14 protein-coding genes are annotated in these 12,366 nt (G+C 73.1%); 9 read left to right on the forward strand and 5 right to left on the reverse strand.

The genetic code is table 11. From position 1 onward, the window contains the following. The first annotated feature begins 115 nt into the window (after positions 1-115). Entirely contained in the window at positions 116-1,516 is a 1,401-nt protein-coding gene (locus M8H82_RS02630) for a hypothetical protein (RefSeq protein ID WP_250070650.1), read from the forward strand. Positions 1,517-1,530: 14 nt separating this feature from the next. Here the strand turns inward: M8H82_RS02630 and M8H82_RS02635 are convergent, their stop codons facing one another. Both M8H82_RS02635 and M8H82_RS02640 read right to left on the reverse strand, forming a co-directional pair. Then, positions 1,531-1,944 (reverse strand): VOC family protein, encoded by a 414-nt coding sequence (locus M8H82_RS02635; protein WP_250070651.1) that lies wholly within the window; start codon positions 1,942-1,944, stop codon positions 1,531-1,533. Between the two features lie 108 nt (positions 1,945-2,052). Next, complete coding sequence (locus tag M8H82_RS02640) at positions 2,053-2,943, reverse strand: neutral zinc metallopeptidase (protein WP_250070652.1); 891 nt, start codon at positions 2,941-2,943, stop codon at positions 2,053-2,055. A gap of 541 nt (positions 2,944-3,484) precedes the next feature. Here M8H82_RS02640 and M8H82_RS02645 point away from each other — a divergent pair. The 3 genes from M8H82_RS02645 to M8H82_RS02655 all read left to right on the forward strand — a co-directional run bounded on the left by M8H82_RS02645 (position 3,485) and on the right by M8H82_RS02655 (position 6,537). Continuing rightward, positions 3,485-5,083 carry an ABC-F family ATP-binding cassette domain-containing protein gene (locus M8H82_RS02645; RefSeq protein WP_250070653.1) on the forward strand — a complete coding sequence of 533 codons (1,599 nt, stop codon included), beginning with the start codon at positions 3,485-3,487 and terminating at the stop codon, positions 5,081-5,083. Positions 5,084-5,418: 335 nt separating this feature from the next. Then, the gene (locus M8H82_RS02650) at positions 5,419-5,637 is read left to right on the forward strand and encodes a helix-turn-helix domain-containing protein (protein ID WP_019758351.1); all 219 of its coding nucleotides are present in this window, start codon (positions 5,419-5,421) and stop codon (positions 5,635-5,637) included. A 108-nt stretch (positions 5,638-5,745) separates the two neighbouring features. After that, positions 5,746-6,537, forward strand: a complete 792-nt coding sequence (locus M8H82_RS02655) for an enoyl-CoA hydratase/isomerase family protein (protein WP_250070654.1) — start codon at positions 5,746-5,748, stop codon at positions 6,535-6,537. A 50-nt stretch (positions 6,538-6,587) separates the two neighbouring features. On the opposite strand, the gene M8H82_RS02660 is transcribed toward M8H82_RS02655, so the two are convergent. Continuing rightward, entirely contained in the window at positions 6,588-7,313 is a 726-nt protein-coding gene (locus tag M8H82_RS02660) for a nucleopolyhedrovirus P10 family protein (protein WP_250070655.1), read from the reverse strand. Between the two features lie 88 nt (positions 7,314-7,401). Here M8H82_RS02660 and M8H82_RS02665 point away from each other — a divergent pair, with 88 nt between their 5' ends. The 5 genes from M8H82_RS02665 to amaP are packed head-to-tail and all read left to right on the forward strand — an operon-like array spanning position 7,402 to position 9,736. After that, the gene (locus M8H82_RS02665) at positions 7,402-7,878 is read left to right on the forward strand and encodes an Asp23/Gls24 family envelope stress response protein (RefSeq protein ID WP_250070657.1); all 477 of its coding nucleotides are present in this window, start codon (positions 7,402-7,404) and stop codon (positions 7,876-7,878) included. Between the two features lie 31 nt (positions 7,879-7,909). Then, positions 7,910-8,101, forward strand: coding sequence for a hypothetical protein (locus M8H82_RS02670; RefSeq protein WP_250070658.1), 192 nt, complete (start codon positions 7,910-7,912; stop codon positions 8,099-8,101). A gap of 26 nt (positions 8,102-8,127) precedes the next feature. After that, entirely contained in the window at positions 8,128-8,475 is a 348-nt protein-coding gene (locus tag M8H82_RS02675) for a hypothetical protein (RefSeq protein ID WP_250070659.1), read from the forward strand. Then, positions 8,472-9,152 (forward strand): DUF6286 domain-containing protein, encoded by a 681-nt coding sequence (locus M8H82_RS02680; protein ID WP_250070660.1) that lies wholly within the window; start codon positions 8,472-8,474, stop codon positions 9,150-9,152. Before M8H82_RS02675 ends, M8H82_RS02680 begins: the two co-directional genes overlap by 4 nt. 5 nt (positions 9,153-9,157) lie before the next feature. Continuing rightward, a complete protein-coding gene (gene amaP, locus M8H82_RS02685; protein ID WP_250070661.1) occupies positions 9,158-9,736 on the forward strand; it encodes an alkaline shock response membrane anchor protein AmaP in 579 nt (192 codons plus the stop codon). A gap of 34 nt (positions 9,737-9,770) precedes the next feature. On the opposite strand, the gene M8H82_RS02690 is transcribed toward amaP, so the two are convergent. Beyond that, positions 9,771-10,526 carry an SDR family oxidoreductase gene (locus tag M8H82_RS02690; RefSeq protein ID WP_250070662.1) on the reverse strand — a complete coding sequence of 252 codons (756 nt, stop codon included), beginning with the start codon at positions 10,524-10,526 and terminating at the stop codon, positions 9,771-9,773. A 4-nt stretch (positions 10,527-10,530) separates the two neighbouring features. Further along, on the reverse strand, positions 10,531-12,315 hold the full coding sequence (locus tag M8H82_RS02695) for a glycoside hydrolase family 15 protein (RefSeq protein ID WP_250070663.1): 1,785 nt from the start codon (positions 12,313-12,315) through the stop codon (positions 10,531-10,533). Positions 12,316-12,366: the final 51 nt, after the last annotated feature.

Genomic DNA, 12,366 nt, shown 5'->3' on the forward strand with positions numbered 1-12,366 from the left:
AACTGGCCTGTTATCGGTCCTCCACCGCCCGCCGGACCCCGTGCGTTGGCCATCCCCGTCGCCCCTCGTGACATTCCGTTTGGGATTTCGGACCGTCAACCGGAAGACTGCACCCGTGACGTCCCGTATCCCGCGCGACTCCAGGCTTCGACTCGTCCGCCCGCGACCCCTGGCCGCCGCCCCCAGAGCTGTGAACCAACGGCGCCCGAGCCGTCCCGCGCCCCGCCCGCCCGAGGGCACCCCGGCCCCCGCCGAGCTGGCCAGAATGGCGCGCTCCGGCCTGGCCGCGGCGGCCCGGGTCGCGCACTGGGCCGACGTCGCCCTGCGCCCCGGCCGCGACGGCGCCCACCCCGACAGCAAGGGCACCCTCTCGGACGCGAGCGCCGAACGGGCCGCGTCCGACCTGGACCTGAGCGTCGCTCAGGTCCGCGCGGACTGGGACACCGCCCGCCTCGCCGGACTGATCGAGGTGCACGGCGACAGCGCGCGCCCCGGCTGGCGGCTGCGCGCATGGCACCGCGACGACAGTGCCGTCCTGCGCGGCTGGGTCGCCCTCTTCGACGCCTGGTCGCTCGCCCACCCGGAGCCCGCCGGCCACGAGCCCGCCGCGGTCGCCGAGGTCGTCTCGGCCATGCCCCAGGTGCTCTCCTTCCTCCAGCTGTCCGCCGGCCCCGTGCCGGTGGCGCAACTCCTCGACCTGCTGGAACAGCGCGTCACCGAACTGCGCACCGAGCGCTGCGAGATCCCCTACGGCCCCCAGCCCGAGCCGGACCGCGCCGCCCCCGCCGAGGACACCCCGCTCGCCCCGCTCCTCGACTGGGCCCTGCACGCCCTCGCCTCGGTCGGCGCCCTCACCTACGGCGACGGCCAGGCCACCCTGACCCCGCTCGGCAGCTGGGCGGTCTGGGTCAAGCTGGAGCAGATCTGCGTCGCCGCGCAGAGCCCCGCCGGGAACATCGAGCAGGCGGCCGAGGACATGCTCCGCGGCTGTGCCCAGCTCCGCCCCAACGCCGCCCGCGCCGAGTACCGCGCCTGGCTGGCCGCCCGCCCGGTCGGCAGCGCGGTCACCGAGCTGATCGACGCCGCCCGCGGCGAGGACGCCCTGCTGCGCGGCCTCGCCTTCGAGGCGCTGCGCGTGGTGGGCGCCCCCGCCGAGCCCGACGTACGGTCCGTGGCCGAGGAGCCGGCCCTCAGGCCGTACGCCCTGCTCTGGCTGGCCGAGCACGAAGGGGTCGACCCCGAGGACGCCCATGAGGTCCTCACCCGGGAAGAGGCCACCTGGCTCTGGGTCGACACCGCCGCCGCGGTCGCCGACCACGGCGAGGCCCCCATGCTCGTCCGCCACCTGGAGTCCGCGCTGCAGCCGACGGTCCCCGCCCTGCTGGACGAGGTACGCGCCGTCGGCCACCCGCGCACGGTCCAGGTCCTGGTGGCCCTCGCGGCCGCCCACCCCGACCCGGCCCTGGCCAAGGCGGTCCGCCGCGCCGCCTTCCAGGTCCACACGGGCGGGAACTAGGCCCGCCCGGCCCGCTATGCCCCGATCTCCGGCGCGTACGTGCCGAAGCTCCAGATGTTGCCCTCGGCGTCCCGGGCCAGATAGTCCCGGGAGCCGTAGTCCTGGTCCGTCGGGGGCATCAGGATCTCCACGCCGTGCTCGACGGCGCGCCGGTGGTGGGCGTCGACGTCGTCCACCACGACGTACACCCCGGCCGGCCCCGCGCCCTTCATCGCCGTGTCGAAGACACCGCCGCGGCCCTTCGAACCGACCATGATCGCGCCGTTGCCCTGGGTCAGCTCGGCGTGCAGCACCGTGCCGTCCTCGCCCTCGTACATGGTCAGCTCGGTGAAGCCGAGCGCTTCCGTGAGCTGCCTGACGCCCGCCTTCGCGTCCGCGTACAGCACTGTCGGAAAGATGCTCGGACGTCCGCCCTCCGTACCTGCCACAACGCTCACTCCCTCGAGATCACCGCACGGTCACCCAACTGCGCGGTCACTGCCGGAAATGCCACCTGCCGTCCAGTCTCGCAGCGCCCACTGACAACGCCCCCGCGCTCACCGGAAGGTGTCGCACCGGGCCATGTCCCCGCTGTCGAAGCCCTGCCGGAACCACCGCTGCCGCTGGTCCGCCGACCCGTGCGTCCAGGTCTCCGGCGTCACCCGGCCCTGGAAGCGCTCCTGGATCCGGTCGTCGCCCACGGCCGCGGCGGCGGCGAGGCCGTCGCGGATGTCGGCGTCGGTGAGGCTGGTGATCAGCGGCCGCCCGGTCGACTCGTCCTTCGTCGTGGTCGCGTGGTGCGCCCACACGCCCGCGTAGCAGTCGGCCTGGAGCTCCACCCGGACCGCGTTGCTGTCCGCCCCGGTCCGCCCGTCCCGCGACCGGTCGAGCGTGCCGGTCAGGTCCTGCACATGGTGCCCGTACTCGTGCGCCACTACGTACGCCTGCCCGAACGGCCCCCCGCCGGCGCCGAACGTGGTGCGCAGTTCGTCGAAGAACCCGAGGTCCAGATAGACCTTGCGGTCGCCGGGGCAGTAGAACGGCCCGACCGCGCTGGTCGCCGATCCGCACGCGGTGCCGACCTGCCCGCTGAAGAACACCGTCGCCGAGCGTGCGTACGCCCCGCCGCGCCGGGTGAACTCCTCGTCCCAGAAGTCCTGCACGCTGTTGACCACGGCCACCGTGCGGCAGTCGTCCCGGGTGTTCGCGTCCTGCCCGGTACGGCACGACTGCTGGACCTGCGCCAGGCCCGACGCCGTGCCCGTGGGCTGCTCGGACCCGTCGGTCAGCCCCAGCTGGTCGGGGCCGACCCCGAAGAACAGCGCCAGCACCAGCGCCAGCAGACCGGCGAGCCCGCCTCCGACGGTGGCCCGCCCGCCGGGTACCCGCCTGCCGCGCACGTCCTGCACCTCGGAGGTGTCCAGCCGGGCATCGTCGTCGAACTGCATGGACCCACACCCTCCACCTTGGCCAGACCCTCATCCTCGCCCGCGCCCGCACCCAGGGCGCCGACCACGCATCCGAACGGGCGACGCCATGGCGCCCGGCGCCCATCCGGACCTGCCCCTCGCGTGTTCCCCGTCCTCCTCGTCATAGCCCTGGCGGTCGCCCTGCCCGGGGCGTCCCGCGCCCCGCCGTCAGCCCTTGCCGCGTCATCGCGTACCGCCCCTCGGACGGCGATCCGCACCGGGTGCCCCCCGCCCGCAAGAGTCGCTCCTTCGCCCCCGCGCGTGCCGTACGTCACGGCCGGACGCCGCTCCTCGCGCAGTCGTGCCCGGGGGCCGCCCGGACGTCCCAGCTCATCGCGGTAAATCGGCCCGGACCGGGCCACTCCGCACCGCCGGCCGCCCGGCAACGACGTCCCCGGCGGCAGAAAACCGCTTGCACAGCCCCGTTAGAATGGCCGTATGGCCATTCTCCTCGCGCATTAGACGGCGGGAACGTCCTCAGCCGCCCATCCCGCCAACGACCCCGCCCTGGAGTCTGTCCGTGATCTCCGCCACCGGCATCGAGCTGCGCGCCGGCGCCCGTGTCCTCATCGAGTCCGCCACCTTCCGCGTCGCCAAGGGCGACCGCATCGGTCTGGTCGGCCGCAACGGCGCCGGCAAGACGACCCTCACCAAGTGCCTGGCCGGCGAAGGCATGCCCGCCGGCGGCACCATCACCCGCTCCGGTGAGGTCGGCTACCTTCCGCAGGACCCCCGCACCGGCGACCTGGACGTGCTCGCCCGCGACCGCATCCTCTCCGCGCGCGGCCTCGACGTACTGATCCGCAAGATGCGCGAGAACGAACAGCGCATCGCCAACGGCCAGGGCGCCACCCGCGAGAAGGCGCTCAAGCAGTACGAGCGCCACGAGACGGAGTTCCTCACCAAGGGCGGTTACTCCGCCGAGGCCGAGGCCTCCACCATCGCCGCCGCGCTCAACCTCCCCGACCGGGTGCTCGGCCAGCCGCTGCACACCCTCTCGGGCGGTCAGCGCCGCCGTATCGAGCTCGCCCGGATCCTGTTCTCCGACGCGGACACCCTGCTGCTCGACGAGCCGACCAACCACCTCGACGCCGACTCGATCGTCTGGCTGCGCGACTACCTCAAGACCTACCGCGGCGGCTTCATCGTGATCTCCCACGACGTCGACCTGGTCGAGACGGTCGTCAACAAGGTGTTCTATCTGGACGCCAACCGCGCCCAGATCGACGTGTACAACATGGGCTGGAGGCTCTACCAGCAGCAGCGCGAGGCCGACGAGAAGCGCCGCAAGCGCGAGCGGCAGAACGCCGAGAAGAAGGCCGCCGCACTGCACTCGCAGGCGGACAAGATGCGCGCCAAGGCCACCAAGACCGTCGCCGCGCAGAACATGGCCAAGCGTGCCGACCGGCTGCTCGCGGGACTCGAAGCGGTCCGTGCCTCCGACAAGGTCGCCAAGCTCCGCTTCCCCGAGCCCGCGCCCTGCGGCAAGACCCCGCTGATGGCCGAGGGCCTGTCGAAGTCGTACGGTTCGCTGGAGATCTTCACCGACGTCGACCTGGCCATCGACAAGGGATCCCGAGTCGTCATCCTCGGCCTCAACGGCGCCGGCAAGACGACCCTGCTGCGTCTCCTCGGCGGCGTCGAGAAGCCCGACACCGGCCAGGTCGTCGAGGGCCACGGCCTCAAGCTCGGCTACTACGCCCAGGAGCACGAGACCCTCGACCCCGAGCGCACGGTCCTGGAGAACATGCGCTCCGCCAACCCCGACCTCGACCTGGTCGAGGTCCGCAAGACGCTGGGCTCGTTCCTGTTCTCCGGCGACGACGTCGACAAGCCGGCCGGGGTCCTCTCCGGCGGCGAGAAGACCCGCCTCGCGCTCGCCACCCTCGTGGTGAGCTCGGCGAACGTGCTGCTCCTGGACGAGCCGACGAACAACCTCGACCCGGCGAGCCGCGAGGAGATCCTCGGCGCGCTGCGCACCTACAAGGGCGCGGTCGTCCTGGTCACCCACGACGAGGGCGCGGTCGAGGCGCTCCAGCCGGAGCGCATCATCCTGCTGCCCGACGGTGTCGAGGACCTGTGGGGCGCCGACTACGCGGATCTCGTCGCCCTGGCTTGATCGAATGGCTGATCCACTGCGTATGGATCATTCGGCCGATCCGTGATCCATCATCTGTGTGAGATCTCCTCGTACCGGGGTGTGTCCTACACGCATTTTCCGGCCGAGCCCTTTGTCGACAAGGGCTCGGCCGTCGTGCGTCCCTGACCTGGCACTTCGCGGAACAACCCGTTCGGCGGTACGAACCAGCCATCCCGGAATCACTGGTTCCTCTTGTGTGGACCTGCTCCTGTCGTCACATCCATGTCTCACGGACCTTGCCGAATGGGTGGCCATGAAGGCCGGGAGGGGTGATCATGAGGAGACCAGAGCGCACTTCCCATGAGGAGGCACGGGTGGCCGAGACTCTGAAGAAGGGCAGCCGGGTAACCGGCGCCGCGCGCGACAAGCTCGCGGCAGACCTGAAGAAGAAGTACGACTCCGGTGCGAGCATCCGGGCACTGGCCGAGGAGACCGGCCGCTCGTATGGCTTCGTGCACCGGATGCTCAGTGAGTCGGGCGTCACGCTGCGTGGGCGTGGCGGGGCGACCCGCGGCAAGAAAGCCGCGGGCTGACCCTCGGGCGGCCCACCGGCTTCGATGGTGGCCACCCGGTCGGTCGGTTGATCGGCCGGGTGGTTACTGTGCAGTCACTTAAGCGACCGCACCCATCGGAGGCGCCCCATGGCTTCGCTCGACCCGGCTCTCGACAAGGACGGCGTACGACTCACCGTCGATGACGCAGTCGCCACGGTGACGCTGACCAACCCCGCCAAGCGCAACGCGCAGAGCCCCGCTCTGTGGCGTGCGCTGGCCGAGGCCGGTCGGCTGCTGCCCGGATCCGTCCGGGTCGTCGTGCTGCGGGCCGAGGGCAAGTCCTTCTCGGCCGGACTCGACCGGCAGGCGTTCACGCCGGAAGGCTTCGACGGTGAGCCGTCGTTCATCGATCTCGCGCGCGGTGACGACGCCGACCTCGACGCGACGATCGCCGAGTACCAGGAGGCGTTCACCTGGTGGCGGCGCAGCGACCTCGTGACCATCGCCGCCGTCCAGGGCCACGCCATCGGGGCGGGCTTCCAGCTCGCGCTCGCCTGTGACCTGCGCGTCGTCGCGGACGACGTGCAGTTCGCCATGCGCGAGACCAGCCTCGGCCTGGTTCCCGACCTGACCGGCACCCACCCCCTGGTGAGCCTCGTCGGCTACGCCCGGGCGCTGGAGATCTGCGCCACCGGGCGCTTCGTCACGGCCGAGGAATCCGTCAGCACCGGCCTGGCCAACATCGCCGTCCCCGTGGACCAGCTCGACGACGCGGCGCGCGACCTCGCCGCCGCCCTGCTGGCCGCCCCCCGGGACGCGGTCATCGAGACCAAGGCACTCCTGCGCGGGGCGGCCGACCGCACCTACGAGGAGCAGCGCGTCGCCGAACGCGCCGCCCAGGCGCGCCGGCTGCGGGACCTGGCGGGCGTGGGGGAGTGACGCCTCATCCAGTGGGCGAGTGACCCCTCACCCGGCGAGCGAGTGACCCCTCACCCGGCGACGGCGGTGATCAGGACCGCCACCGTCGGGTGATCCGGCAGCGCCTGCGAGACCTGGGTGCGGACCTCGCGGGCCACCTCCACGGCCCGGTGGTCCGCCCGTACCGCGATCTCGACCCGGACATGACGGGCCGGCAGGGCGGCCTCGGCGGGCCGTTCCTCGAAGTGCACCGGCCGGCCGAGGCCGCCCAGGATTCCGGTCAGCCCCGCCACGCCCGGCACCGCGAGCGCGGCCTCGGCGGCGCGGGCCTCCTCGCCCTCGGCGGGCTCCCGGGCGGACGGCGACTCCCGCGGCGATGCCGCAGCGGCCTGCGTCACCTCGTCCAGCAGGGCCGTCACCCGGAGATCCACCTCCGTGACCGTCAGCCCCAGCCGCCGGTCCGCCGCCTCGGCCAGCACCTCGCGCAGCCGGTCCGCCACCGCGGGCAGCGGCTCCGCCGCCGTCGCCGCGAAGTCCGCCGTCACCCGCAGCGCGCCCGGCGGCAGTGCGCTGGGCGGCGCCGGCACCACCGGCTCCTGCGTCCGGCCGGGATCGGCGAGTGCGATCCGCAGCGCGCCGAGGCGCACCCCCGGCACCTGTTCGTCGGCCGCGCGCCGCAGCGCGGTCGCGGCCGCCTCCTCGGCGATCCATGCGCCGTCCCGCGGCCCGCCCAACGGCAGCAGCCTGCCGAGCCCCAACTGCTGCCGTACCGTCCTCGCCCATCCGTCCACCGTCATTACTCCAGCCTGCCGCATCCCCGGGGCGAAATGGCGCAACCCCGCTTACGGTGGACGAAGGAGGACGAACCGAAAGGGACGTGCGGCGATGAGTGACATGACCCAGAGGGCCGAGGTCGAGCAGGAGCCGACCTCGCAGACCCGCAAGACCGTCAAGCGCGGTGGCGGTGACCCGGCGAGCCGGGGCCGGACCACGATCGCCGACGGCGTGGTGGAGAAGATCGCGGGGCTCGCGGCGCGGGACGTCGTCGGCGTGCACGCGATGGGCAGCGGGATGAGCCGCACCTTCGGCGCGGTACGGGACCGGGTGCCGGGCGGTGCCTCGAAATCCGTCACGCGCGGGGTGAAGGCAGAGGTGGGCGAGGTGCAGACCGCGCTCGACCTGGAGATCGTCGTCGTCTACGGCGTGGCTATCTCCGACGTGGCCCGGGCCGTGCGGGAGAACGTGGTCGCCGCGGTGGAACGGATGACCGGCCTGGAAGTCGTCGAGGTCAACATCGCGGTGAGCGATGTGAAGCTCCCCGACGAGGAGGAAGAAGAGGAACCGGAGCCCCGGCTCCAGTGACCAGCCATCCCAACGCTGAAGGGAGCGCACCATGAGCATGGCCGTCGTCGGCTTGATCGCCGGCATGGCGCTGGGCTTCGCCGGGTATTTCGGCGGCTTCGGTGCCTTCCTGCTGGTGGCCGCCCTGGGCGCCGCCGGGTTGGTCGTCGGCCGGTTCCTCCAAGGGGACCTGGAACTCGGCGACTTCTTCCGCACCCGTGACGACCGGCGCGACCGGCGGTGACGTAGGTGACCGTGCAATCCGGTGACGTGGACAGACCCCGGGCCGTCGTGCCGCCGAGTGAGCGCGGCGCCACCCGGATCGCCGACCGGGTCGTGGTGAAGATCGCCTCGCAGGCGGCCCGCGAGGCCCTGGGCCCGCTGCCCGCGGACGCCTCGCCCCCGCACGCGGGTGCCGTCGTGCACCACGGCACGGCCCGCCTCCGCCTCCATCTCGAACTCGACTACCCCACCGACATCGGCGCCCGCTGTTCCGCCGTGCGTCGTCATGTCGCCGAGCGGGTAGGCGCGTTGGTGGACATGGAGGTGCCGGAGGTCGTCGTCCACGTGGAGCGGCTGCATCCGGTACACGGCGCGGCACAGGGGAGGACGCGATGAGCGAGCCCCAGGGCTCCGAGGGCACCACACGACCACTGCCGGTCCTGGAGAAGCAGACCGGCACCGAGCCGCTCGCCCGGAACGGGCCCGCGGCCGGCGACGACCCCCCACCCGTCCTGGAGGGGAAGGACGCCGCGAACGGCCGCTTCTGGTCGCCCCGCCGGATCACGGCAGCGATCGTCGCCCTGCTGCTCCTGGCCCTCGTCGGCCTGTTCCTCTACGACATCGCCGCCGTGCGCGCCGACCGGTCCCCCATGGCCTGGCGCCGGGAACTGACCGACCAACTCGCCCAGCGCCCCCTGGACGACACCTGGGTGCTGATCGGCGCGGGCGTCGCCACGGCCCTCGGCCTGTGGCTGCTCGCGCTGGCCGCCACTCCCGGCCTGCGCTCGCTGCTGCCGATGCGCCGCACCCACCCCGACGTCCGCGGCGCACTGGACCGGGAGGCCGCGGCGCTGGTGCTGCGGGACCGCGCCATGGAGATCTCCGGTGTGCAGTCGGCCCGGGTCCGCATGCGCCGCAGGCGGGCCGACGTCCAGGCGGTCTCCCACTTCCGCGACCTGGACGACGTACGCGCCGACCTGGACGGCGCGCTCGCCGACGCCGTCCACGGCCTCGGCCTGTCCCGGCCGCCCGCCCTGTCGGTGCGGGTACGGCGACCCGGACGGAAAGGGTGAGCGCGATGCTCAGGACCGTCAACCGCGTCCTGCTCGGCCTGCTCGGGCTGCTCCTGATCGTCCTCGGCGGCTCCGTGCTCGCCGTGGGCCTCGGTCTGAAAGCGCCGTCCTGGTGGATCCACCACGGCAAGGACGACGTCCTGCTCAGCGACGCCGAACGGACCCGCTGGCAGGACGAGGGCTGGTGGTGGCCGACGGTCATCGCCGCACTGGCGGTGCTGCTCCTGCTGCTCCTGTGGTGGCTGGCCGCGCTGCTCCGGCGTCGCCGGCTCACCGAGGTCCTCGTCGACACCGGCGACGGCGAGGGCGCGCTGCTGCGGGGCCGCGCCCTGGAGGGCGTACTGGCGAGCGACGCGGAGTCGATGGACGGCGTCCATCGGGCGCACACCCGGCTGACCGGCCGGAGGAGCGCTCCCGGGGCCCGCGTACGGCTGATGCTGGAACCGCATGTGGACCCGGGCACGGCGCTGACCGGCCTCACGGACGGGGCCCTCACCCACGCGCGCCGGTCGGCGGGGCTGGCGGCGCTCCCGGCGGAGGTCAGGCTGAGGGCGGCCAAGCACCGCGCGGAGCGGGTCAGCTGAGCCGGACCCGCTCGTTCGGACCACTCCCCGGCCGCTAGAACCCGTGCCGCAGGCCGCCGTCCACCGGAACCATGATGCCGGTCAGGTAGGAGGCGGCCGGGGAGAGCAGGAACGCGCCGGTGCGGCCGAACTCCTCCGGCCGTCCGTAGCGCCGCAGCGGGATCCGCGTCTCGGCGGCCGACCGCGTGGCCTCCGGGTCCGCGGACATGCCGTCCAGCTCGCGGACCCGGTCGGTGTCGATGCGCCCCGGCAGCAGCCCCACGACCCGGATCCCGCGCGGCCCCAGCTCGTCCGCGAGGGACTTGGCGAACCCGGCGAGGCCCGGCCGCAGTCCGTTCGAGATGGTCAGGCCCGGGATCGGCTCGTGCACGGACCCCGACAGCACGAAGCCGATGACGCCGCCCGGCTCCAGCTCGGCCGCCGCCGCCCGGGCCAGCCGCACCGCGCCGAGGAACACCGACTCGAACGCCGCCTGCCACTGCTCGTCGGTGTTGTCGGCGACGAAGCCGGGCGCCGGACCGCCGACGCTGACGAGGACGCCGTCGAAGCCGCCGAAGCGCTCGCGCGCGGCGGCCATCAGCCGGGCGGGCGTCTCCGGGTCGGCGTTGCCCGCCGCGACCCCGGCCGCGTTCGGGCCCAGCGCGGACGCGGCCTCCGCGACCGTCGCCTCCTCCCGCCCCGAGATGATCACCTTCGCGCCCTCGGCGACCAGCTCCCGCGCGGTGGCGTTGCCCAGGCCCCGCGTCGCTCCGGTGACGACGTACACCCGGTCCTTCAGTCCAAGATCCATGCTCCTATCCTGCCTCCTCCGTCCCGAACAGGGCGAGGGCGGTGTTCACCAGGCCGATGTGGCTGAACGCCTGCGGGAAGTTGCCCAGCTGGACGCCGACCGCGGGGTCGTACTCCTCGGCCAGCAGCCCGACGTCGTTGCCGAGCACCACGAGCCGTTCGAACAGCTCCCGGGCCTCCTTGCTGCGGCCCGTCATGTGCAGGGCGTCCGCCAGCCAGAACGAGCACGCCAGGAAGGTGCCCTCGCTGCCCGGCAGCCCGTCGGGGGCCGTCTTCTCGGGGCTGTAGCGGCGCAGGAAGCCGCCGAGGCACAGTTCGTCGCGGACCGCGTCGATGGTGCCGATGACCCGGGGGTCGTCCGGCGGCAGGAAGCCCACGCGCGGGATGAGCAGCAGCGAGGCGTCCAGCTCGCGCGAGCCGTAGTACTGGGTGAAGGTGTTCCGCTCGGGGTCGTAGCCCTGTTCGCACACCTCCTGGTGCACCTCGTCGCGCAACGCGCGCCAGGCGTCCACGTCACCCTCCAGATGGGGGTCGCGCTCCACCGCGCGCACCGCCCGGTCGGCGGCCACCCACACCATCACCTTGGAGTGGACGAACTGCCTGCGGCCCCCGCGCATCTCCCACAGCCCCTCGTCGGGCTGCCGCCACGCCTTGCACAGGAAGTCCATCAGCGCGAGCTGCAGCGCCCACATCTGCGGGGTGGAGGGCAGACCCGAACTGCGGGCCAGCGACAGCGAGTCCATGACCTCGCCGTACACGTCGAGCTGGACCTGCTTCACGGCCTCGTTGCCGATCCGCACCGGGCCGCTGTCGGCGAAGCCGGCCAGCCACGGCAGCTCCAGCTCGGGCAGCCGGCGCTCGCCCGCCAGGCCGTACATGATCTGCAGGTCCGCCGGGTCGCCCGCGACCGCCCGCAGCAGCCAGTTCCGCCAGGCCTCGGCCTCCTCCTGGTACCCGGCGGCCAGCAGCGCGCCGAGGGTGAGGGTGGAGTCGCGCAGCCAGCAGAAGCGGTAGTCCCAGTTGCGCACGCCGCCCAGCTCCTCGGGGAGCGAGGTGGTGGGGGCGGCGACGATGCCGCCGGTGGGGGCATAGGTGAGTGCCTTGAGGGTGATCAGGGAGCGGACCACGGCGTCCCGGTGCGGGCCGTCGTAGCGGCAGCGGGCCGCCCAGGCCTGCCAGTCGGCGACGCTGGTGGCCAGCGAGGCGTAGGGGTCGACGAGCGGGGGGCGTGGCTCGTGCGAGGGGTGCCAGGTGAGCACGAACGCCACCGACTCGCCCTCGGAGACGGTGAACTCCGAGTACGTGCAGTGGTCCGCGCCCCAGGTGCGCACCTCCGGTTCGCTGCGCAGCCACACCGAGTCCGGGCCCGCGACGGCGACGCGGTGGCCGTCGGAGCGGCGTATCCAGGGGGTGATCGAGCCGTAGTCGAAGCGCAGCCGGAGCGTGCTGCGGACGGTGACGTCGCCGCGCAGGCCCTCGACGATGCGGACGAGGTCGGGGGCGCGGTCCCGTTGTGGCATCAGGTCGGTGACGCGGACGGCGCCTTCGTCGGTCTCCCATTCGGTGTCCAGGACGAGGGTGTCCGGTCGGTAGGCGCGGCGGGTGCACCGCTCGGCGCCGATGGGGGCGATGCGCCAGTGGCCGTTCTCCTTGTCGCCGAGCAGCCGGGCGAAGCAGGCGGCGGAGTCGAAGCGGGGCAGGCACAGCCAGTCCACGGAACCGTCCGTGCCGACCAGGGCAGCCGTCTGCTCGTCGCCGATGAGCGCGTAGTCCTCGATACGGGGATGCACGGGGAGCGGGTTCCCGGCAGAAAGGACGCGCAATCTTGCGGTGTGGGCGAT

This window comes from Streptomyces sp. YS415, assembly GCF_023544665.1.
In the GTDB taxonomy this organism is placed as follows: Bacteria; Actinomycetota; Actinomycetes; order Streptomycetales; family Streptomycetaceae; genus Streptomyces.